The organism is Amycolatopsis sp. NPDC051371 (genome assembly GCF_040682155.1).
Classification (GTDB): domain Bacteria; phylum Actinomycetota; class Actinomycetes; order Mycobacteriales; family Pseudonocardiaceae; genus Amycolatopsis.
In genome coordinates this window covers 79,829-101,480 of the sequence record NZ_JBFBAG010000042.1, presented here as the reverse complement: position 1 = coordinate 101,480, position 21,652 = coordinate 79,829, and the positions used below count along the sequence as shown (strand labels likewise).

19 protein-coding genes and 1 riboswitch are annotated in these 21,652 nt (G+C 70.4%); of the genes, 8 read left to right on the top strand and 11 right to left on the bottom strand.

Annotation, left to right across the window (positions count from 1 at the left end):
• Positions 1-111: 111 nt before the first annotated feature.
• Positions 112-1,680, bottom strand: coding sequence for a beta-N-acetylhexosaminidase (locus tag AB0M59_RS39500; protein WP_364625876.1), 1,569 nt, complete (start codon positions 1,678-1,680; stop codon positions 112-114).
• A gap of 67 nt (positions 1,681-1,747) precedes the next feature.
• Positions 1,748-3,625, bottom strand: a complete 1,878-nt coding sequence (locus AB0M59_RS39495; RefSeq protein WP_364625874.1) for a propionyl-CoA synthetase — start codon at positions 3,623-3,625, stop codon at positions 1,748-1,750.
• Between the two features lie 185 nt (positions 3,626-3,810).
• On the opposite strand from AB0M59_RS39495, the gene AB0M59_RS39490 reads away from it, so the two are divergent.
• Positions 3,811-5,568 (top strand): serine/threonine-protein kinase, encoded by a 1,758-nt coding sequence (locus AB0M59_RS39490; RefSeq protein WP_364625871.1) that lies wholly within the window; start codon positions 3,811-3,813, stop codon positions 5,566-5,568.
• Positions 5,569-5,753: 185 nt separating this feature from the next.
• On the opposite strand, the gene AB0M59_RS39485 is transcribed toward AB0M59_RS39490, so the two are convergent.
• Entirely contained in the window at positions 5,754-6,323 is a 570-nt protein-coding gene (locus AB0M59_RS39485) for a class I SAM-dependent methyltransferase (RefSeq protein WP_364625868.1), read from the bottom strand.
• Positions 6,324-6,405: 82 nt separating this feature from the next.
• Between AB0M59_RS39485 and AB0M59_RS39480 the strand changes: the two genes are divergently transcribed.
• Positions 6,406-7,119 (top strand): helix-turn-helix transcriptional regulator, encoded by a 714-nt coding sequence (locus tag AB0M59_RS39480; protein WP_364625907.1) that lies wholly within the window; start codon positions 6,406-6,408, stop codon positions 7,117-7,119.
• On the opposite strand, the gene AB0M59_RS39475 is transcribed toward AB0M59_RS39480, so the two are convergent.
• Entirely contained in the window at positions 7,091-7,621 is a 531-nt protein-coding gene (locus tag AB0M59_RS39475; RefSeq protein WP_364625866.1) for a GNAT family N-acetyltransferase, read from the bottom strand. The genes AB0M59_RS39480 and AB0M59_RS39475 overlap by 29 nt on opposite strands.
• A complete protein-coding gene (locus tag AB0M59_RS39470) occupies positions 7,618-9,186 on the bottom strand; it encodes a phospholipid carrier-dependent glycosyltransferase (RefSeq protein ID WP_364625863.1) in 1,569 nt (522 codons plus the stop codon). Before AB0M59_RS39470 ends, AB0M59_RS39475 begins: the two co-directional genes overlap by 4 nt.
• An 80-nt stretch (positions 9,187-9,266) precedes the next feature.
• Between AB0M59_RS39470 and rsmI the strand changes: the two genes are divergently transcribed.
• On the top strand, positions 9,267-10,103 hold the full coding sequence (rsmI, locus tag AB0M59_RS39465) for a 16S rRNA (cytidine(1402)-2'-O)-methyltransferase (protein WP_364625904.1): 837 nt from the start codon (positions 9,267-9,269) through the stop codon (positions 10,101-10,103).
• 4 nt (positions 10,104-10,107) lie between these two features.
• On the opposite strand, the gene AB0M59_RS39460 is transcribed toward rsmI, so the two are convergent.
• Positions 10,108-10,647: a QsdR family transcriptional regulator gene (locus AB0M59_RS39460; protein ID WP_364625860.1), complete on the bottom strand. Its 540-nt coding sequence runs from the start codon at positions 10,645-10,647 to the stop codon at positions 10,108-10,110.
• A gap of 49 nt (positions 10,648-10,696) precedes the next feature.
• Here AB0M59_RS39460 and AB0M59_RS39455 point away from each other — a divergent pair, with 49 nt between their 5' ends.
• Positions 10,697-11,653: an NADPH:quinone oxidoreductase family protein gene (locus AB0M59_RS39455; RefSeq protein WP_364625858.1), complete on the top strand. Its 957-nt coding sequence runs from the start codon at positions 10,697-10,699 to the stop codon at positions 11,651-11,653.
• On the opposite strand, the gene AB0M59_RS39450 is transcribed toward AB0M59_RS39455, so the two are convergent.
• The 5 genes from AB0M59_RS39450 to AB0M59_RS39430 all read right to left on the bottom strand — a co-directional run bounded on the left by AB0M59_RS39450 (position 11,630) and on the right by AB0M59_RS39430 (position 16,012).
• Positions 11,630-12,877, bottom strand: coding sequence for an aminodeoxychorismate synthase component I (locus AB0M59_RS39450; RefSeq protein WP_364625855.1), 1,248 nt, complete (start codon positions 12,875-12,877; stop codon positions 11,630-11,632). The genes AB0M59_RS39455 and AB0M59_RS39450 overlap by 24 nt on opposite strands.
• A 19-nt stretch (positions 12,878-12,896) precedes the next feature.
• Positions 12,897-13,511 (bottom strand): GH25 family lysozyme, encoded by a 615-nt coding sequence (locus AB0M59_RS39445; protein WP_364625852.1) that lies wholly within the window; start codon positions 13,509-13,511, stop codon positions 12,897-12,899.
• Between the two features lie 91 nt (positions 13,512-13,602).
• Complete coding sequence (locus tag AB0M59_RS39440) at positions 13,603-14,367, bottom strand: ABC transporter permease (protein ID WP_364625849.1); 765 nt, start codon at positions 14,365-14,367, stop codon at positions 13,603-13,605.
• Positions 14,357-15,334 carry an ATP-binding cassette domain-containing protein gene (locus AB0M59_RS39435; protein ID WP_364625846.1) on the bottom strand — a complete coding sequence of 326 codons (978 nt, stop codon included), beginning with the start codon at positions 15,332-15,334 and terminating at the stop codon, positions 14,357-14,359. The genes AB0M59_RS39440 and AB0M59_RS39435 overlap by 11 nt, the downstream gene beginning before the upstream one ends.
• 78 nt (positions 15,335-15,412) lie before the next feature.
• Positions 15,413-16,012: a PadR family transcriptional regulator gene (locus AB0M59_RS39430; protein ID WP_364625843.1), complete on the bottom strand. Its 600-nt coding sequence runs from the start codon at positions 16,010-16,012 to the stop codon at positions 15,413-15,415.
• Positions 16,013-16,064: 52 nt separating this feature from the next.
• Here AB0M59_RS39430 and metG point away from each other — a divergent pair, with 52 nt between their 5' ends.
• The 4 genes from metG (at position 16,065) to rsmA (ending at position 21,340) form a co-directional block, all read left to right on the top strand.
• Positions 16,065-17,861 carry a methionine--tRNA ligase gene (metG, locus tag AB0M59_RS39425; protein WP_364625840.1) on the top strand — a complete coding sequence of 599 codons (1,797 nt, stop codon included), beginning with the start codon at positions 16,065-16,067 and terminating at the stop codon, positions 17,859-17,861.
• A 9-nt stretch (positions 17,862-17,870) separates the two neighbouring features.
• Entirely contained in the window at positions 17,871-18,707 is an 837-nt protein-coding gene (locus tag AB0M59_RS39420; protein WP_364625837.1) for a TatD family hydrolase, read from the top strand.
• A gap of 287 nt (positions 18,708-18,994) precedes the next feature.
• Complete coding sequence (locus AB0M59_RS39415; protein ID WP_364625834.1) at positions 18,995-20,422, top strand: transglycosylase family protein; 1,428 nt, start codon at positions 18,995-18,997, stop codon at positions 20,420-20,422.
• Between the two features lie 81 nt (positions 20,423-20,503).
• On the top strand, positions 20,504-21,340 hold the full coding sequence (gene rsmA, locus AB0M59_RS39410; RefSeq protein WP_364625831.1) for a 16S rRNA (adenine(1518)-N(6)/adenine(1519)-N(6))-dimethyltransferase RsmA: 837 nt from the start codon (positions 20,504-20,506) through the stop codon (positions 21,338-21,340).
• 138 nt (positions 21,341-21,478) lie between these two features.
• Positions 21,479-21,585, top strand: a riboswitch (SAM riboswitch).
• Positions 21,586-21,652: the final 67 nt, after the last annotated feature.

Below are 21,652 nucleotides of genomic sequence, written 5' to 3'. Positions count from 1 at the left end.
ATCGGCGGCAAGTACCCGCTGGCCGACGCCCGGCGCGCCCACGAGGACCTTCAGGGCCGCCGCACCACCGGCAAGCTCCTGCTCATCCCTCTGTTTCTCACTCACGACCGCTTACTTCCAGTCGACCTGCGGGCTCCGGTAGAAGTCGATGCCTTGCGTGACCCAGCGGGGGGCCTGCTTGGCGAGGCGCAGCCGGTAGGCGTCCCAGTTGTGCGTCGACTTCGGGGACCAGCCGATCTCCGCGATCCCCGGCAGCCGCGGGAACGCCATGTACTCGATGTCGTTGCTGCTCCGGATGGTCTCCGTCCACAGCGGCGCCTCGACGCCCGCGACCTGCTTCTCACCGACGCCCATCACCAGCGACGCGGGGTCCCAGTTGTACCCGTCGCGTACCTCGACCAGCGCCGCCCAGTCCTGGCCCAGCGGTGTCGACTCGTCGTACTTCATGTCCAGGTACGCGTAGTTCGCCGGCGACATGAGGATCTTGTTGCCGCGCGCCGCGGCGGCCGCGACCGACTCGTTGTCCCCGCCGAAGTCCCAGTACTGCGGAATGGCCGACACCGGCAGCTCGGACTTCGCGATCTCGTGCCAGCCGGTGACCTTCTTGCCGTACTTGGCGACGATCGGCTGCACCTTCTGCTGGAACGTCAGGTAATCCGCGGGCGGCGTCGCATGTGCCTCGTCGCCGCCGATGTGCAGGTACTGGCCCGGCGTGATGGCCGCCAGCTCGCGGACGACGTCGTCGACGAACTTGTACGTGATCGGCGAGGAGATGCACAGCGAGCTGTAGCCGACCTCGGTGTCGGTGCGCACCGGGACGGCCTTGCCGTCGCAGTTCAGCTCCGCGTACGTCGACTGCGCCGCGTTCGTGTGGCCCGGCATGTCGATCTCGGGGATCACCGTGATGTGCCGCGAAGCGGCGTACGCGACGATGTCCTTGTACTGCTTCTGCGTGTAGTAGCCGCCGGGGTCGCCGTACGCGGCGGTCTGGCCGCCGACGGTCGCCAGCTTCGGCCAGCTCTTGATCTCGATGCGCCAGCCCTGGTCGTCCGCGAGGTGCAGGTGCAGGGTGTTGATCTTGTACTGGGCGATCTGGTCGATGTACAGCTTGACCTGGTCGGGCTGGAAGAAGTGCCGGGCGACGTCGAGCATCGCGCCACGCTCGCCGAAGCGCGGGTAGTCGAGGATCGTGCCGCCGGCGACCGTCCACGTCCGGTGCTGGACGCGCTTCGCGTCGATCGCCGAGGGCAGCAGCTGCCGCAGCGACTGGACGCCCTCGAAGAGCCCGTCCGCGGTGTTGGCCTTCAGCGAGACGCCGTCGCGGGCGACCTTCAGCTCGTAACCCTCGGTGCCGATCCGGGAGTCGTGCCCGAGCTGCAACGAGATCGCGGGCAGGCCCCAGGACCGCGGCACGACCGGCAGCGGGTAGCCGGTGGCCGGGCGCAGCAGGCCGCGCAGGTAGTCCGCGACCTGGCCGGCGCCGCGGTCGGCGCTGATCACGGTGAACGGGGTCAGCTTGAACTCGCCCCGCGGATCGGCCTTCGCCGAGACGGGCGCGGGGACGACGTCGGTCACGCTGCGTTCCGGGGCGGCGGGCGAAGCCTCGGCAGTGGCGGCAGGCAGGCCGACTGCCGTCAGACTCACGACAGCCGCGGTCACGACGGCTCTGGACAAGCGCATCAGGGCACCTCCGGTCGGGGACTCCCTCACAAAGGTACAGACCAGCCGGGGTATTTGGAACGGTACTTTACGAAGTGCGCAACGCGGCCCGGATCGCGTCCAGGACGCTCGGGTCCTCGATGGTGGAGGGCACGGCTTCGTCGCGGCCGTCCGCGATCGCGCGCATGGTCTTGCGCAGGATCTTCCCGGACCGCGTCTTCGGCAGCGCGTCCACAATGGACACGTCACGGAACGCGGCCACCGGTCCGATGTCCCGGCGGACCATCGCCACCAGTTCGTCCCGCAGCTGGTCCGGAGGGATGTCCTGGCCCGCCTTGAGCACGACGAACCCGCGCGGCAGCTGGCCCTTGAGCTGGTCGGCGACCCCGATGACGGCGCACTCGGCGACGGCAGGGTGCGACGCCAGCACGGCCTCCATCGACCCGGTCGACAGCCGGTGGCCGGCGACGTTGATGACGTCGTCGGTGCGGCCCATGACGAACAGGTAGCCGTCTTCGTCGAGGTAGCCGGAGTCGCCGGTCAGGTAGAAGCCGTCGTAGCGGGAGAGGTAGGCCTCGCGGTAGCGCTCGTCGTCGCCCCACAGCGTCGGCAGCGACCCCGGCGGCAGCGGCAGCTTCACGGTGATGGCGCCTTCGCGCCCGGCCGGTAGTTCGTCGCCGGCCTGGTCGAGGATCCGGACGTCCCAGCCGGGGACGGGCTTGGTCGCCGAACCGGGCTTGACCTCCATCGGCTCGAGGCCGCGGGGGTTGGCCGCGATCGGCCAGCCGGTTTCGGTCTGCCACCAGTGGTCGATGACCGGCGTGCCGAGCTTCTCGTGCGCCCAGTGGTAGGTCTCCGGGTCGAGCCGCTCACCGGCCATGAACAGCGTCCTGAACGCCTTGAGGTCGTACTTCTCCAGCTCACGGGCGTCCGGGTCGACCTTCTTGATCGCCCGCAGCGCGGTCGGCGCGGTGAACAGCGCCTGGACGCCGTGCTCGGCGATGACCCGCCAGAACGCGCCCGCGTCCGGCGTCCCGACGGGCTTGCCCTCGTAAAGCACGGTGGTCGCCCCGACCAGCAGCGGCGCGTACACGATGTAGGAGTGCCCGACGACCCAGCCGACGTCGGACGCCGTCCACCAGATGTCGCCGGCGTGGACGTCGTAGACCGCGTCCATCGAGTAGGCGAGCGCGACCGCGTGACCGCCGGTGTCGCGGACGACGCCCTTCGGCTTCCCGGTGGTCCCGGACGTGTAGAGGATGTAGAGCGGGTCGGTGGCCGCGACCGGCACCGGCTCGGCCGGGGTCGCGTTCGCCGTCAGCTCGCGCCAGTCGAGGTCGCGGCCGGTCAGCTTCGCCGGCGCCTGCTCGCGCTGCAGCACGACGACGTGGTCCGGCTGGTGCTCGGTCATCTCGAGGGCGCCGTCGATGATCGGCTTGTACTCGACGACCCGCGTCGGCTCGATGCCGCAGGACGCCGCCAGGATCACCTTCGGCTTCGCGTCCTCGATCCGCGCCGCGAGCTCCTTCGGCGCGAACCCGCCGAAGACCACGGAGTGCACCGCGCCGATCCGTGCGCAGGCCAGCATCGCGATCGCGGCTTCGGGCACCATCGGCAGGTAGACGATGACGCGGTCACCCTTCGTGACCCCCAGAGAGCTGAGCGCACCGGCGAACCGTGCGACCGTGTCGCGCAGCTCTTCGTAGGTGTAGGTGCGTTGCCGTCCGGTCACGGGAGAGTCCCAGATCAGTGCGGCCTGGTCCCCGCGGCCGGCCTCGACGTGCCGGTCGAGCGCGTTGTACGAGGTGTTCAGCTCGCCGTCTGGGAACCACCGGAAGAAGGGCGGGTTGGCGTCGTCGAGCGCCCGCTCCGGGGGCTTCGTCCAGCTGATTTTCCCGGCCGCTTCCAGCCAGAACACGTCCGGCTCGGTCAGGCTCCGCTGGTAGGCCTCGGAGTACGCACCCATTCCCGCTCCTTCGCGTCGAACGTCCGCACCGACCCCATCATGACGCGCGGGCGGCGGCCTCGCCGGATTCCGTGCACCCTGAAGACCCGGCAACCTCACGGCGGCCGGCTGCGTCCTAAGCTGGACCGCGGGGAAAAGCCGCGCGACGGTACCAAGAGAACACGGACAGTGAGGGGAGCCCGGCGGTGAACGGACTCGCGAGCGCGTTGCTCTCGCTAGCCCATTCCTTGTTCGGCCCGGGCTTCTGCCCCGGCGACTGGGTCTGGGCCACGAGTGCGGCCGGCGCGCTCGTCGCACTGCTGCCGCCGATCGGCGCGCTGGCCGTGTCGATCATCCGGAAGGGCACGGGCAACCGCTACGACGTCACGACGCTGGGCGTCTTCGCCGCGATCGGGCTGTTCAGCGCCCTCATCCTGCCGTGGCTGCTGTCCAATGGCGTGTCCGGCGTGTTCCGGGCGGAGTTCTCGAACCAGAAGTCCGGGCTGTCCAAGGCGGAGACGGCCACGTTGTCCAGCGGCTTCTGCTGGGTGGACAACCAGAAGCAGTACCTGGGCGGGCGGCAGACCGTCTTCGACGTCTTTTCCGCCGGCAGCACCGGCCCCGACGACCTCCCGGTCTTCGTCTACCTGGTGGCCTTCGTCGTGCTCGGCGCCGGCTCGCTGCTGTTCGTGATGCTGCAGGGCCGCACGGCCTTCCGCCGCGGCCCGAAGTGGCCGTCGCGGTTCTTCTGGATCCCGTTCGCCGCGATGCTCGTGTTCAGCGTCGGCATGGAGGCCAACACCGCGCTGCACTTCTTCCTGGGTTTCCTGCCGTTCAGCGTGCTGGGCCTGATCCCGGTCGCGATGGTCGGGCCGCCGCCGTGGTCGGTGATCAACCGGTCGGACGCGCCGCCGCGCCGCGACCAGGAGCCGCAGGGGCCGCCGCCGTCGCAGGTCCAGCCGCGCCCGACCCCGCCGCCGCCGCCGCCCCCGGTCAACCGGCCGTACCCGAAGACGGCGCTGGCGTCCGCGCCCGAGCCCCCGCCGATGGCCGGTGCGCTGGCCGCGGCGCCCGGCCCGATCCCGCCGCCGCCCGGCTCGCGCAACGCCGGTGGCAGCCGCTACCGGCGCGTCAAGCAGCTCGGCGCGGGCGGGTTCGGCACGGTCTGGCAGGCCGTCGACACCCAGCTCAACCGCACGGTCGCACTGAAGATCGCGCACGCGCCGGACCGCGACACCGCCGAGCGCATGCAGCGCGAGGCCCGCGCGCTGGCCGTGGTCAGCCACCCGAACTGCGTCAAGGTGTACGACCTCGCCGAGGAGCCGGACGGGCTCGCGCTGGTCATGGAGTACCTGGAAGGCCGTCCGCTGGCCGAGCTGGTCGACGGCCAGGGCCCGCTCGACGACGTCGCGGCCGGGCGCCTGTGGGCGACGATGGCGGGCGCGCTCGCCGCGGCCCATGACAAGGGCGTCCTGCACCGGGACATCAAGCCGTCGAACGTCATCCTCGACCCGAGCGGCCTGGCCCACCTGATCGACTTCGGCATCGCCCGCAGCCAGGGCGACTCGAAGATGACGGCGACCGGGATGATGATCGGCACGCCGGACTTCGTGGCCCCCGAGCAGGCGATGGGCGCGACGGCGTCGCCGGCGTCGGACGCGTGGCAGCTGGCGGCGACGATCAGCTACGCGCTGTCCGGCCAGCCCCCGCGCGGCACCCGCGAGACGCCGATGGCGGCACTGATGGCCGCGGCCCGGGCCGAACCGGTGTCGCGGCTGCCGCAGCGCAGCGCGCACGCCCGTCTGTTGGCGGCTTCGCTGGACCCGGAGCCGCGTCGCCGTCCGACGCTGAACGCCGTGCGGCGTGAGGTCGAGGGCTGGCTGTCGCGGGCCGGCAAGTCGGCCGACGGCCCGGTCACCCGGGTCGTGCCGCGCCAGCCGGGGAACCAGCTGCCCCGCCGCTAGCCGGGCTTCACGGCCGAGGTCGTTGACAGCGCGGCGGCCAGTGCGAACGTCTTGAATGACTCATTCAGGTCTTCGGAGGTCCTGAATGACTCATTCAAGACTTTTGGTCCGGGCTGTCGAGTCCGGCCCGGGCTCGGCGAGCGCCCTGACTCCAGCGGCCCGGGTGTCAAAAACCGCGCGCGCCGCTAGCCGGGCTTCACGGCCGAGAAGATCACCAGCTCCTTCGGCCGGAGATTCACGCTGATCTGCCCGAACCCCGCCTTCTCGAGGCGGCTCGGGAAGGTTGCCGCGTCGACGACGTTCATCGTGTCGCCGATGTGCAGCAGCCGGAAGCGCAGGTTGAGCTGGCTGTCGCTGCCGCAGTACGTGCCGCCCGGGCGCAGGACCCGCGCGGCCTCGGCGAAGATCGCGTCCTGCAGCTGCTCGGTCGGCACGTGGTGCAGCATCGTGAAGCAGACGACGGCCGAGAACCGGCCGTCCTCGAAGGGCATCTCCGCGCCGCTGCCCTCGACGACCTCGGCGCGGTCGCCGTACTTCGCGCGCAGCAGCTCGCTCGACGCGTGGTCGATCTCCAGCACCGTCAGCTTCGGGACGGCGCCGAGCAGCACCTTCGTGGTGGCGCCGAACCCGGGCCCGATCTCGAGCACGTCGTCGCCCAGGTCGCGGCCCTTCAGCCACGGCGTGAGGCGTTCTTCGACGGTCGCCGCCCACTTCTCCGAGCTGCAGATCTTGCGGTGGATCAGGTTCATCGGCATGCGTTCGACGCTAGGACGCCCCGCCGGTGACCGATAGCCGATAGCCTGCCAACCGATGTCGCGAACCAGACAATCCGGCGCCATGCTGCTCGGCGAGGTCGACCTGCCCGCGGGCACCTGGTTTCCGTGGCACGAGCACCCGGTGCACCAGCTGGTCTGGTCGGCCCGCGGGGTCGTCGCGGTCAAGGCGGGCGACGCGGGCTGGGTCCTGCCGCCGACCCGGGCGCTGTGGATCCCGGCGGGCGTCCGGCACCGCACGGGCGCGCTCGGCCGGGCGGCCCTGCGTGGCATCTACGCCGATCCCGCGTTGTCCCCGGTGTCGTGGCCGGAGCCCCGGATGGTGGTCGTCCGGCCGTTGCTGCGCGAGCTCCTGGAGTACTTGACCGGCGACAACGTGGCCCCGGCGGCGCGGCTGCGGGCCGAGGGGGTGGCGTTCGACCTGCTGGAGCCTCTGGACGTCGTCCCGATCGTGGTGCCGTCCCCGGCCGACCCGCGGGCCCGCGACGTCGAGACGGCGGTGCTGGCGAACCCGGCGGACCCGCGCAGCCTGGCGGAGTTCGGGCGGGACGTCGGCGCCGCGGAGCGGACCTTGGCGCGGATCTTCGTCCGCGAGTGCCGGATGCCGTTCGGGACGTGGCGCACGCAGGTGCGGCTGCGGGCGTCGCTGCCGCTGCTCGCTCAAGGGTCGCCGTTGGAGGGAGTGGCCCACCGGGTGGGCTACAGCTCGGCGAGCGCGTTCGTCGCGGCTTTCCGGCGGGCCGTCGGGGTCACCCCGGGCGCGTACTTCGCGGGCTGAGCCGGCACCAGTACCGCAGCCTCCCGGCGGAACTTGTGTCCGCCAGGACGCCGCCGTTGCGTTCGATCACGCGACGCGACGGAAGGTTGCCGGGCGCGCAGGTCAGCAGGACGTCGTCGAGGCCGGCCTCGCGGGCGACCAGCAGGGCCTCCCGCAGGAGCGCGGTGGCATGACCTCGTCCTCGCGCGGAAGGCCGGATGTCGTAGCCGATGTGGCCGCCGAACTCGGTCAGCTCGTCGTTGAGCCGCAGGTTGAGCCGGACCCGCCCCAGGTAGTCGTCGCCTTCGGTCCACCAGAGGACCCGGTGCTGGACCCGGTCGTGTTCGACGGAGGCCTCACCGCGGACGCCGGCGTTGCGCAGGTCGTCGATCCAGCGCCGGAACTCGTCCGGGTCGGCGAGCAGCCGCGGGTCCAGTTCGGTGTGCAGGCCGTCGCGGTGGTACTCCGTCAGGGCGTCGAGGAAGGACCGGTGGTACCGCGGAGACGGCTCGACCAGGCTCATCGCCAGGACGGCAACCAGCGTTCGGCCTCCCACTGGCCCGTGGTGATCGCGACGCCGTTGAGGATCGGCCACAGCCAGGCGAAGTTCGCGACCACCAGGCCGACGTACAACGACACGACGAGCAGACCGGTCCCGCGTCTTTCGAACCCGCGCCGGGCGCTGCCCAGGATCTGGCCCAGGCACAACGTCAACCCCAGCACGAGGAACGCCGCCAGCGGGGTCGCGTAGAAGAAGTACATCTGCCGGTCGATATTGGTGAACCAGAAGACGTACCCGCCGAGGTAGCCCACCAGCACGGCCGCGTAGCGCCAGTCCGCGCGGAAGATCGAGCGCCACACCGACCAGCCCAGCATCGGGATGGCCAGCCACCACATCGCCGGCGTGCCGATCAGCATCGTCGCGCTGACGCAGCGGGACTCGCCGCAGCCGGTGACGTCGCCGTCGTAGCTGTAGAGCATCGGGCGCAGCCCCATCGGCCACGTCCACGGCTTGGACTCCCACGGGTGCGGGTTGTCCTTGGGCGTGACCAGCGTTTCGTGGAAGTGCAGGACGTTGCCGGTGTAGTCGACGAGCGAACGCAGCGACGCGGGCACCCACGACCAGACGCCCGGCGCGATGTCCTTGATCTCGGTGTAGTGCCGGTCGGTCGCGGTCTCGCTCGCGAACCACGCCCAGTACGCGCCGAGGTACATCAGGAACGGGATGAGCAGGATCGCCCACAGCGCGGGCAGCACGTCGCGGCGGATCGCGCCCAGCCACGGCCGTTCGACGCCGGCCGCGCGGCGCGCCGCGACGTCGAAGAACACGCACAGCAGCCCGAACGCGACGATGTAGTACAGCGCCGACCACTTGACGCCGAAGGTGAGCCCGATCATCAGCCCGGTCGCGAACCGCCACCAGCGGAAGCCCAGCTTGGGGCCCCACACGGACTCGTTGACCCAGCCCTCGCGGACCGCCGTCGCGAGCCGGGTGCGGACCTGGTCGCGGTCGACGAGCAGGCAGGCGAACGCGGCGAGCACGAACAGCGCGATGAAGATGTCGAGCATGCCCATCCGCGACTGCAGGTGCAGCACGCCGTCGCTGATCACGAGGACGCCGGCGATGCCGCCGAGCAGCGTCGAGCGGGTCAGCCGGCGGGCGATGCGGATGGTCAGGAAGACGATGAGCGTGCCGGCCAGCGCGGGCATGATCCGCCAGCCCCAGCCGTTGTAGCCGAACAGCCATTCGCCGATCGCGATCAGCTGCTTGGCCAGCGGCGGGTGGACGACCAGCTCGTAGCCGTAGTTGTCCTCGTAGCCGCCGTTGCGCAGCATCTGCCACGCCTGCGGCACGTAGTGCTTCTCGTCGAAGACCGGGCTGCCCTTGTCCGTCGGCACGCCGAGGTTCTGCAGCCGGACGATGCCGCCGATCAGGGTCAGCACGATGGTGACGACCCAGCCGCGCAGCCGGTCGTCCGGCATGCCGCGGCCGAGCAGGGTCACTTCGCGGTCGGTCGGCGGCCGGAGCGCCTCGACCGGGTCCGGCCGGACGCTTTCGTCGTCGGGACGGGTCAGCACGGCGGTCACGGGGGCGATCCTACGGGCGGGACAGGGCGTGCGTCGTCCGGATCGGCTGATCAGCCTAGGCTGGCCCGGTGAGCTCACCCGTGACAACGGGCCGTCTGGTCCTGGCCGCCACCCCGCTCGGCGACGTCCGCGACGCCTCGCCCCGACTGGCCGAAGCGCTGGCGGAAGCCGACGTCATCGCGGCCGAGGACACCCGCAGGTTCCGCTCGCTGGCTTCGGCGCTGGAGGTGACCCCGCGCGGCCGGGTGGTGAGCTTCTACGAAGACGTCGAGACGGCGCGCCTGCCCAAGTTGCTCGAATCGTTACGCGCGGGCGAGACGGTGGTGCTCGTGACGGACGCCGGTATGCCCAGTGTGTCCGATCCGGGGTTCCGATTGGTGTCGGCGTGCGTCGCCGCTTCTGTTCCGGTGACGTGCCTCCCGGGGCCGTCGGCGGTGACGACGGCGCTCGCTTTGTCCGGTTTGCCGTGCGATCGGTTTTGTTTCGAGGGTTTCGCGCCGCGCAAGCCCGGGGAGCGAACTCGCTGGCTCACTTCGCTTCGCGACGAGCCTCGGACGGTGGTGTTCTTCGAATCGCCGCACCGCCTGGCGTCCTTGCTGGCCGACGCGGTTTCGGTACTGGGCCCGGATCGGCCCGCCGCGGTGTGCCGTGAGCTGACGAAGACGTACGAAGAGGTGAAGCGGGGAAGCCTTTCGTCGCTGGCTTCCTGGGCCGCGGAAGGCGTTCGCGGCGAGATCACGGTGGTGCTTTCCGGGGCGGAGCCGCGGGAGGTGTCGGTGACGGACCTGGTGGAAGAGGTCCAGTCCCGGGTCTCGGCGGGCGAGAGGTTGAAGACCGCGGCGGCGGAGGTCGCCGAGGCGACGGGGGTGTCCAAAAAGGAGCTTTACGACGCGGTGCTCGCGGCGCGGAAGTCCTGAGCCCTCAGGTCAGCAAGGCCGTCACCGCGGCATGTGCCTTCTCCGCATCGGGCGCATCGCCGGTGATCACGTCCGTGTACACGAACGACTCGCCGATCCGCACCAGCAGGTAAGCCAGATCCGGCACCGGCAACGGCGGCTCCAACCGCCCCGCGGAGACCTCCGCAGAAATCAGCGACTCCAACTCCGCGGTCGTCCGCTGTTGGCAAACGCTTGCGCGAGTCGTCAGCAGACGCAACGCGCGCTCCGGCTCCCGGCGCAAGAAATCCCGGAACGGCGGTGAGTCGTTCGCGAACCGGACGTACCCGCTCACGAAGTCCGCGATCCCCGCCGCGCCCCGGCCCTCGCACGAAGGCCAGAGCCGGGCGATCGAAGCCGACGACAGCGACCACAGGATCTCGCCCAGCAGAAGGTCCCGGGACCCCACCCGGCGGTGCAGCGTCGCCCGGCTGATCGACAGCGCCTCCGCCAGCTCGCCCATGTCGACACGCCGACCGGCCAGGAACCAGTCGCGGGCGAGGTCGAACGCAGCCGAGTGAGACATATGTCAGAATGTCTCACATCGAGCGGCCAACGGCGAGAGGGAACACGACATGCGCGCAGTGCAGGTGACCGAGTTCGGCGGACCCGAGGTGCTCACCCCGGTCGAGCTGCCCGATCCCGTGGCCGGCCCGGGAGAGGTCCTCATCGACGTCGAGCGCATCGGGGTCAACTACGCCGACACCCACCAGGCGGAGAACTCCTACCTCGCGCCGTCGAAGCTGCCGCTCGTTCCCGGTGGTGAGGTGGTCGGGCGCACCGGCGAAGGCAAGCGCGTCGTCGCCCTGCTGAACGGCGGTGGCGGCTACGCCGAGAAGGCCGTCGCGCCCGAGGCGACCACCTTCCCCGTGCCCGAGGGCATCGACGACCTGACCGCGCTGTCCATGCTGGTCCAGGGCGCCACCGCGTGGGTCTTGCTCAAGAAGAACGCCCACCTCGAAAAGGGCGAATCGGTCGTCGTGCACGCGGCCGCCGGCGGGGTCGGGACCATCGCCGTGCAGCTCGCCAAGGCCTGGGGCGCCGGCCGCGTCATCGCCACCGCCAGCAGCGACGAGAAGCGCGCCCTCGCGCTCGAACTGGGCGCCGACGTCGCCGTCGACTCGCGCGCGGAAGACATGACCGAGGTGCTGCTCGACGCCAACGGCCGCCGTGTCGACGTCGTGCTCGACATGGTCGGCGGGAAGACCACCGACCAGAGCATCGCCGCGCTCGCGCCGTTCGGGCGGCTCGCCTTCTACGGCATGGCCGGGCGCGAAAGCCCGAAGCCGGTCGACCTGCGCAACGTCCTCGGTCACAGCACGACGATCAGCGGCATGTGGCTGCCGCACGTCTTCCGGCTCCCGGGCAACGTCTTCGGGACGGCCCTCACCGAACTGTTCGACCTGGTCCTGGCGGGCAAGCTCAAGGCGATCCCGGGCGGCGAGTTCGCGCTGTCGGACGCGCGTGGCGCGCACGAGGCCCTGCGCTCGCGCAAGACCGTCGGCAAGCTACTGCTCGACCCCGGCAAGTAGGCGTTCCAGGGGTGCCGCCTTGTGGAGGCACTCCTGCCACTCCGCCTCCGGGTCCGAATCCGCCGTGATGCCACCGCCCACGCCCAGCGCGATCCGGCCGGCGGCGATCTCGAACGTCCGGATCGCGACGTTCAGCTCCAGCCCCGCCGCCGGCGACACCAGCCCGATCGCGCCCGTGTAGACCCCGCGTCCGCAGGGTTCCAGCGACGCGATCAGGTCCAGCGCGCGGATCTTCGGCGCGCCCGTCACCGAACCCGGCGGGAAGGTCGCGTCCAGCAACTCGGAATCCGAAACCGAGGGGCGCAGCACCCCCGTCACCGTCGATTCCAGGTGCCAGACCCCGGGCGCCGGGCGGACCCGCAACAGCGACGGCACCGTCACCGACCCCACCTCGCACACGCGGCCCAGGTCGTTGCGCACCAGATCCGTGATCATCACGTTCTCCGCGACGTCCTTTGTGGACTGACGCAGCAGCAGTGCGTTCCCGTCGTCGGCAGGCCCGCGGCGGGGGAGCGTCCCCTTGATCGGCGTCGACCGCACCGCACGGCCGTGGCGCGCGAGGAACAGCTCCGGTGAGAACGAGACCACCGACCCCCACGAGCCGGACAGGAACGCCGCTCGGCGGGGAGCCATCGAAGACACGCCGGCGCTGAAGAGAGCCGCAGGAGAGCCCGAAAAAGCACCCGTGAACCGGCTGCAGATGTTCGCCTGGAACAGCTCGCCGGCCTCGATCGCGTGCACGCACGCCTTCACCGCGTCCCGGTGCTCCGACGGGAGCGGACGCCGCAGCGGCCCGGCCGTCCACGACGAAGCGGGAACAGAGGAAGCCAGCAGCGACTCCATTGTGGACACCGAGGGTCCGCCGTCGTCCAGGGACTCCAGGTAGCAGGTGCCCGACGACGACCACCGCAGCACGTGGTCCGCCCAGCCCCACGCGGACGCCGGCAGCGCCCCGGCCCGTCCGGACGGGTCCGCCGAGTCGTACGACAGGTACCCGAACCAGCCGCCGCCGACGACCCCGGGCGGCGCGTCGACCCGCGCCGGAAAGGCAGGAGCACGGGGAGAGACCGAAAGTGACGGCGCGATCACCGCGCGCGAAGAAAACCAGTCGCCCGACAGCATCGCGGGCGGCGCCAGCCCGCGAGACGCGTTGTGGTGAGCGAGTACCGAGAAAGCGCGCGACGGCGTGACCTTCGTCCGAAGTGCCCTGCTCGTCACGCGCATGGCGACATAGCACCACAGGTCAGAGCAGAAGGTCACCCAATGTGAACGGGTACACGACAGCGTTCTGCTCCACCGGCCCCTCGATGCCCGGCACGTCCGGCGCGCACGCGTGCTGGTGCACGCCGAGCCGCGAGTGGAACCAGCCGGCCCGGCCCGGGATGCCGTTGTGCCGGATCAGCCACAGCACCACTTCGGAGTCGGCCCAGCGGTCCGGGTGCAGGCGGTGCTGCCAGCAGTCGTAGTCGGCGTAGACCAGCACCCGCTCGATGCGCGCCGCGTGCCGGACGTGCTTGATCCACGCCTTGATGAACCGGTCGTCGACGCTCGGCGCCGCGACCTCCAGCGCCGGCGCCAGCGAGCCGGGCGCGAACGCGCCGAGCCTGCTGGCCGTCCGCACGAAGTGCTCGGCCTGGTCGTGCACCGCGCCGGGCCGCGCGTAGTGCCGGCCGCCGACGTGCAGCCCGGCCTCCTGCGCCCCGGTCAGGTTCCGTTCCGACGCGGAGCTGCTCCAGTTGACGTTCTCGCTGATCGTCACCGACACGAACCGGGTCTGCGCGCCGCGCACGGCCTGCCAGTCGGCCACGCGCTCGCGGTGGGACAGCGAGATGCCGAGTTCCGCTTCCGGCTCCGTCACAGTCCGCCCCCGGCGCGTAGATGAGAGCACACCATACGTCGCCGGGAGCGGACCCGCAGTGACACACGCCCGGGTTGATCAGGCCTTTTGATCAGGCGCTGTCCTTTTGGAAGGTCCGCGTGCCCCACCAGACGGACACCGCCGCCATCACCAGCACCACGACGCTGCCGGTGAACAACGCGTCCATCGAGAAGTCGCCGCCGAAGCCGCTGCGCTCGACGTCGACCACGTGGCGGAACGGGTTGATCTGCGACACCGTGTACAGCCACGCCGGCGCGTGCCCCGCCGTGATCGGGATGAGGATCCCGGACAGCAGCAGCAACGGCATCAGCACGGCGTTGAGGAACGCCGGGAACGTCTCCTCGCTCTTCAGCGTCAGCGCGAGCGCGTACGACGACGCCGAGAGCGTCACCGCCAGCAGGAACACGATCAGCAGGCTGAACAGCACCCCGGCGAACGGGGCGTCCAGGTCGAACACGAGGTACGCCAGCACGATGATCACCGCCGCCTGCACCACCGCCTGCAGCGAGTTGGCCAGCACCTTCCCGAGCAGCAGCGCCACCCGGCTCACGGGCGTGACGCGGAACCGCTCGACCACGCCCGCGCGGTAGTCGGCGAGCAGGCCGAACCCGACGAACGAGCTGCCGAACAGCGCCAGCTGCGCGATGAGCGCCGGGGTGAGGAGCATCCAGCCGTCCACATCGGACAGCCCGCCCCGCTTCAGCATGTCCACGAGCAGCGGGCCGAAGAAGAAGAGGTACATCAGCGGCTGGGCGAGCCCGATCATCAGCCACGTCGGGTTGCGCAGCGCCGCCTTCATGTCTCGGCGGAAGATCAGCCAGGTGTCACGCAGCACGGGTGCCCTCCTCGGCTTCGCGCAGCGAGCGCCCGGTCAACGTCAGGAAGACGTCGTCGAGCGTCGGCCGGTGGACCTGCACCGAGCGCATCGGGATGTCCTTCGCGTCGAGCGCGCGCAGCAGCTCCGGCAGCGCGACGTCGCCGCGCGGCACCCGGAAGCGGACCTCGCCGTCCGCGACGGACAGCTCGTGCGCGCCCGCCAGGCGTCCGGCGATCTCGGCGGCGTCCGTGCCCTGCGCCGGATCGACACCCACCTCGACGCGATCGCCGTCGACCTGCGCCTTCAGCGCGTCCGGGGTGCCCTCGGCGACGATCCGGCCGTCGTCGATGACGATCAGCCGGTCGGCCAGCGAGTCCGCTTCGTCGAGGTAGTGGGTGGTCAGGAAGATCGTGACGCCCTGCTCGGTGCGCAGCCGGCGGATGTGTTCCCACAGGTTGGCGCGGCTCTGCGGGTCGAGCCCGGTCGACGGCTCGTCGAGGAACACCAGCCCCGGCGAGTGGATCAGCCCGAGCGCGATGTCGAGCCGCCGCCGCTGGCCGCCCGACAGGGTCCTGGTCGGCCGCCGGTCCAGCCCGGTGAGGTCGAGCCGCTCGGTCAGTTCGGCGCCGCGCGCGATCGCGTCGGCCTTGCTCAGCCGGTAGAGCCGCCCCTGCAGCTCGAGCTCGTCGGCGACCGTGGCCTCCGGCGAGCTGCCGCCGCCCTGGGCGACGTAGCCGATCCTTTCGCGCACCCCCAGCGGATCGGTCAACAGGTCGCGGCCGCCGATCGTCGCGGTGCCCGCGGTCGGCTTCAGCAGTGTGGTCAGCATGCGCAGCGTGGTCGTCTTCCCGGCGCCGTTGGGCCCGAGGAACCCGACGAGCTCGCCCGCTTCGACGTCGAGGTCGACGCCCTTCACCGCGTGTACTTCGCCCCCAGTGCGGCCCTTGCGGCGGAACCGCCGCTCGAGACCGCGTGCCGTGATCATGGATTCGCCTCTCGTGGTCAAATTTGACTAGCTGAGGCGCACACTGTGCCGCAGGAGGGGTTCGCTAGTCAAACTTGATTACCGAGCCGGCGGCTCGCCGAAGGCTCCGCCCGCTTCGTCGGCCATCACGTACTCGCCCGCTTCGAGCCGGGCGACCAGGCCTTCGAGCCAGGTCAAGCTGGCGTCGGTGATCCCGCCCCACAGCCGGTACAGCTCGCCGACGTGCTCGGGGGTGCCCAGCTCCATGCTCGCCTTCAGCTCTTCGAGCATCAGCTTCGCGCGCCGCTGCTCGGCCTCCAGGTGCACCAGCCGGTGCCGCAGCAGGTTGATGACGCGGGCGCGGGGCAACGTCGTCATCAGCGAGATCGCGGCCGAGAGGTCCGGGTGGTTGAGCTCGGGGTCGGACAGCGCCTTCGCGAGCAGGACCTGGTACTCCTGCTCGCCGACGTCGGTGAGCCGGTAGGCGACGCGGTCCGGGCCGCCGTCGCCCGGCTCGGCGTCGACCTGCTCCAGCAGTTCCTCGGTCGTCATCTTCTTCAGCGCGTGGTAGATCGACCCGGGCTGGACGTTGGCCCACTTGTCCGCGGACCAGGTCAGCAGCTCCCGCCGCACCTGGTAGCCGTGCGCGCGGCCGTACATGCGCACCACCCCGAGCACGAGCAACCGTGTCGCCGACAACCGGGCCTCCCTCTCGACAAAGCGTGTGACGCCCTCCGTAGGCTAATAAGGTATGAGCACCCCTGTGTTGACCGCGGTGGCCTGGCCCTACGCCAACGGCCCCCGCCACATCGGCCACGTGTCCGGATTCGGCGTCCCGTCCGACGTCTTCTCCCGCTACCAGCGAATGGCCGGCAACCGGGTGCTCATGGTCTCCGGCACCGACGAACACGGCACCCCGATCACCGTCCAGGCCGACAAGGAGAACTCGACCCCGCAGCTGACGGCGGACAAGTACACCCGCCAGATCGGCAACGACCTGCAGGGCCTCGGCCTCTCCTACGACCTGTTCACCCGGACCACGACCGGCAACCACGCCGAGGTGACGCAGCAGATCTTCCTGGCGCTGCACCGCAACGGCTACGTCGTGCCGAAGACCACGCGCGGGGCGATCAGTCCCTCCACCGGCCGCACGCTGCCCGACCGCTACGTCGAGGGCACCTGCCCGATCTGCGGCTACGACGGCGCGCGCGGCGACCAGTGCGACAACTGCGGCAACCAGCTCGACGCCGCGGAGCTGATCAACCCGAAGTCGCGGATCAACGGCGAGACGCCGAAGTTCGTCGAGACCGAGCACTACTTCCTCGACCTGCCGGCGTTCACCAAGACCCTCGGCGACTGGCTGGGCACCAAGAACGACTGGCGCCCGAACGTCCTCAACTTCACCAAGAACCTGATCGACGACATGCGGCCCCGGCCGATCACCCGCGACCTCGACTGGGGCGTCAAGATCCCCCTCGACGGCTGGCGCGACCAGCCGCTGAAGCGGTTCTACGTCTGGTTCGACGCGGTGATCGGCTACTTCTCGGCCAGCGTCGAGTGGGCGCGGCGCTCCGGCAACCCGGACGCGTGGCAGGAGTGGTGGAACAACGCCGACGCCCGGTCCTACTACTTCATGGGCAAGGACAACATCACCTTCCACGCCCAGATCTGGCCGGCCCTGCTCTTCGGCCACAACGGCGAGGGCGACAAGGGCGGCGAGCCGGGCAAGTACGGCAAGCTCCACCTCCCGGACGAGATCGTCTCCAGCGAGTTCCTCACCATGAGCGGCTCGAAGTTCTCGACCTCGCGCGGGCGCGTCATCTACGTCGAGGACTTCCTGCGCGACTTCGGCCCGGACACGCTGCGGTACTTCATCTCGGTCGCCGGCCCGGAGACCCAGGACACCGACTTCACCTGGGACGAGTTCGTCCGCCGGACCAACTTCGAGCTGGCCAACGAGTGGGGCAACCTGGTCAACCGGTCCATCTCGATGGCGCACAAGAACGTCGGCGCCATCCCGCGCCCGGAGGCCCCGACGGCGGCCGACGAGGACCTGAAGGCCCTGTCCCGCAAGGCTTTCGACACCGCGGGCGCGCACCTGGCCCGGTCCCGGTTCAAGCTGGCGGCGGCCGAGGCGATGAAGGTCGTCACCGCGGCGAACAAGTACATCTCCGACCAGGAGCCGTGGAAGCTCAAGGACGACCCCACCCGGCGCGACACGGTGCTCCACACCGCGCTGCAGGTCGTCTCCGACGCCAACACGCTGCTGACGCCGTTCCTGCCGCACTCGGCGCAGAAGGTGCACGAGGCCCTCGGCGGCACCGGCGTCTGGGCCGCCCAGCCGGAGCTCAAGGAGGTCGACGACCTCGACATCGCCGGCCGGGTCAACCCGATCCTCACCGGCGACTACGCGGGCGAGCAGGCGAAGTGGGAGTCGAAGCCGATCGAGGTCGGCAAGCCGCTCGCCAAGCCGTCCCCGCTGTTCACGAAGCTCGACCCGGCGCTCGGCGAGACCGGCCCGGAGTGGGCGCCGATCACCAAGGAGTAAGAGGTATGCATGGGTGACGAGAAGCGCGAGCTGCCGCCGGTCCCGGACCGGCTCCCGGTGTCGGTGGTGGACGCGCACACCCATCTCGACGCGTGCGGCGCGGTCACCGCGGCCGATGTCACGGCCATGGTCGACCGCGCCGAGCGCGCCGGCGTCGCCCGCGTCGTCACGGTCGCCGACGACCTCGCCTCCGCCCGCTGGGCCGCCGAGGCGGCGACCTGGGACCCCCGGGTGTTCGCCGCCGTCGCGATCCACCCGACGCGCACCAAGGAGTTCGGCGAGGCCGAGAAGTCCGAAGTGGAGCGCCTGGCCGCGCAGGACCGCGTCGTCGCGGTCGGCGAGACCGGCCTCGACTACTACTGGGACTACTCGCCGCACGACGCCCAGCAGGAGGCGTTCCGCTGGCACATCGACCTCGCGAAGCGGCTCGACAAGCCCCTGATGATCCACGACCGCGAGGCCCACGACGACGTGCTGCGCATCCTGGCCGAAGAGAATGCGCCGAATGCCGTAATCTTCCATTGTTTTTCCGGCGACGCCGAAATGGCGCGCAAGTGCGTCGACGCGGGATACGTCCTTTCCTTCGCCGGCACGGTGACGTTCAAGAACGCGAAGGGGCTCCACGAGGCGGCCCGGCTCTGCCCGGCCGATCAGTACCTCGTCGAAACCGACGCACCGTTTCTGACCCCCCACCCGTTCCGTGGGCGGCCGAACGAGCCGTTCGGCGCGGCCTACACCGTCCGTCACCTCGCGGCGCTCAGGGGCGAAGCTGTCCACGAAGTCGCCGAATCGGTCCGGACCACTGCCGAGCGCGTGTACCGACTCCCCAGTGTCACAACGGGTTGAACGCATTGCGACATCAGGGTTCCTTGATCGTCCACCTGATGGAGTGACGGGGATCACGACACTCCGGGGGGTGTTTGCGCAACCCGGCGGGACCCGTTACTGTCCCGTGATCGTGCCGGTCGGTACTGCAGACTGCAGTTGCCGACTGTTACGCCCACAGTCACGTCAGTGCACGTCGGGGAAGCGGAACCGGGTAGGTACGACCGGGACCGTGACGATGGCGCCGGCTGCGGGCCCAGACGTAAAGATGCCGCCCCGAACGGCGTCTTGGGAAAGGGAACGACCCGGTGACAGGTAGCAGACAGGCTGGAGCGCGCTCCGCGGCCGTCCTCGATCGTCGTTACGAGGACACCGCCTACGGCCAGCTCGACTTCTCCGACGACCCGAACATCACGCAGCAGGACATCCTCGCCGCGCTCGGCCCCGACGCCGACGCGATGATGGCCGAGATCGACGTCGACGTCGACGAACTGATCCGGCTCATCAACGCCGAGACGACGTACCTGCCGCCGATCGTCATCCCGGACGAGATCGAGGCGGACCGCACCGCGTCCCCGCAGGCCAAGAGGGCCGCGCTGGACGAGAGCATGCGCCAGACCTCGAAGGTCTGGAAGCGCCGCTTCCTCAAGGGTGCCGTCCTCAGCGTCATGATCAGCGTCGCCGGCGGCGGCGCGGCCGCGCTGGCGATGAACAAGAGCATCACGGTCGACGTCGACGGCCAGCAGACCACCGTGCACTCGTTCGGCGACACCGTCGGCGAGGTGCTGGAGGACGCGGGCCTGTCCGTCGGCGCGCACGACTCGCTCTCCCCGTCCCCGCAGGCGGAGGTCGGCGACGGCGGTGTCATCAAGCTCGAGCGCGGCCGTCAGCTGAAGATGATCGTCGACGGCTCGGAGCACACCTCCTGGGTCCGCGCGACGCACCTCGGCGACGCGCTGGGCCAGCTCGGCATGGCGGGCGTGGACAAGCCCGGCACGTGGATGTCGATGCCGAAGGACGGCGAGCTGCCCCTCCAAGGCGCCACCGTCGAGATCAAGACCCTCAAGAACATCACGCTCTACGACGGCGCCAACGAGCCGAAGAAGATCACCACGACCGCGGTCACGACGAAGGAGTTCCTGGGCGAGTACAAGCTCACCCTGGGGCCGGAGGACCAGGCCGAGGGCGGCCTGGACGTCAAGCTGACCGACGGCGCCGAGGTGCACATCAGCCGCACCGGCGTCTCGACGGTCGTCCAGAAGGAGAGCATCGACCCGCCCGAGCAGCGCGTCGACGACCCGGACCTCGCCAAGGGCAAGACCTCGGTCGAGGACCCGGGCACTCCCGGCGAGAAGATGGTGACCTACAAGGTCACGCAGAAGAACGGCAAAGAGGTCTCCCGCGAGAGCATCTCCGAGCAGGTCATCACCCAGCCGAAGCCGAAGATCGTCCACGTCGGCACCAAGCAGGCCCCGACGCCGGCCATCGGCGACGGCTCCGCCTGGGACCGCATCGCGCAGTGCGAGTCGGGCGGCAACTGGGCCATCAACACCGGCAACGGCTACTACGGCGGCCTCCAGTTCGACAAGCGCACGTGGGACGCCTACGGCGGCGACGAGTACGCGGCGCTCCCGAACCAGGCTTCGCGCGAGCAGCAGATCGCGATCGCGGAGAAGGTCAAGGCCGGCCGTGGCGGCAGCTACAGCGCCTGGCCGGTCTGCGGCAAGAAGGCCTGACCCGCTTTTCGAACGGCCCTCACCTCGCCGAGGTGGGGGCCGTTTCGCGTGTGCGTGCTGCCCCATCGGTAAGCTCCACCGGTGGTTGAACTGTTGGGACCTGCCGAGATCCGCGGGCTGGCGGCCGAGCTGGACGTGCGGCCGACCAAGAAGCTCGGGCAGAACTTCGTGCACGATCCCAACACCGTCCGGCGGATCGTCGAGCTGGCGAACGTCGGTCCGGACGACGTCGTCCTCGAGGTCGGGCCCGGGCTCGGGTCGCTCACCCTCGGCCTGCTCGCCACCGGCGCGCGGGTCGTCGCCGTCGAGATCGATCCCAAGCTCGCCGAGCGGCTGCCCAAGACCGTCGCCGAACGGGCCCCCGAAGCCGCGGAACGGCTGACCGTCGTCGGGGCCGACGCGCTGCGCGTCACCCGCGGCGAACTGGGCGAGCCGACCGCGCTCGTCGCCAACCTGCCCTACAACATCGCCGTCCCGGTCGTGCTGCACCTGCTCGCCGAGGTTCCGTCTCTCAAGGCCGGCCTCGTCATGGTCCAGACGGAGGTCGCCGACCGGATGGCGGCCGGTCCCGGCAGCCGGATCTACGGCGTGCCCAGCGTCAAGCTCGCCTGGTACGGCCCGGCGCGCAAGGTCGCCGCCGTGCCGCGCTCGGTGTTCTGGCCGGTGCCGAACGTCGACTCCGCGCTCGTCGCCTTCGAACGCGGTGACGTTCCGGCGTCGGACGACCGCGATCGGCTCTTCGGCCTCGTCGACGCGGCTTTCTCACAGCGCAGGAAGACGCTCCGCGCCGCGCTCGCCGGCTGGGCGGGGTCGGCCGAGCGGGCCGGAGAGCTGCTCACGGCCGCCGGGATCGACCCGAAGACCCGGGGCGAGCAGCTCGGCGTGCACGACTTCGCGAGGCTGGCTGCCGCGCGTTAGCACGTCCACTGTGGAAGTCAACGCGGTCCGGCGAAAATACGCCTCTTGACGTGCCATCTCGCGATTCGGACACCTCCACTCGTGTGATCTGGGCCAACAGGCTTGCTTTCGCTCCTCGGGATCGGCTTTACTCGGAAGTGTCCATCCCGAGCGACTGAGAGACCTGGCTCGCCGAAGTCGCAGCAACCACCCTCCACAGGGCAGGTGCTACCGCCAGGACCGATGGAGGCCGTTTCCGATGAAGAGGGTCGCTCGCCCCCTGCTCCTGACCAAGCGTCGCGTAGTCGACGAAGGCCGCCGCTCCGTGACCGC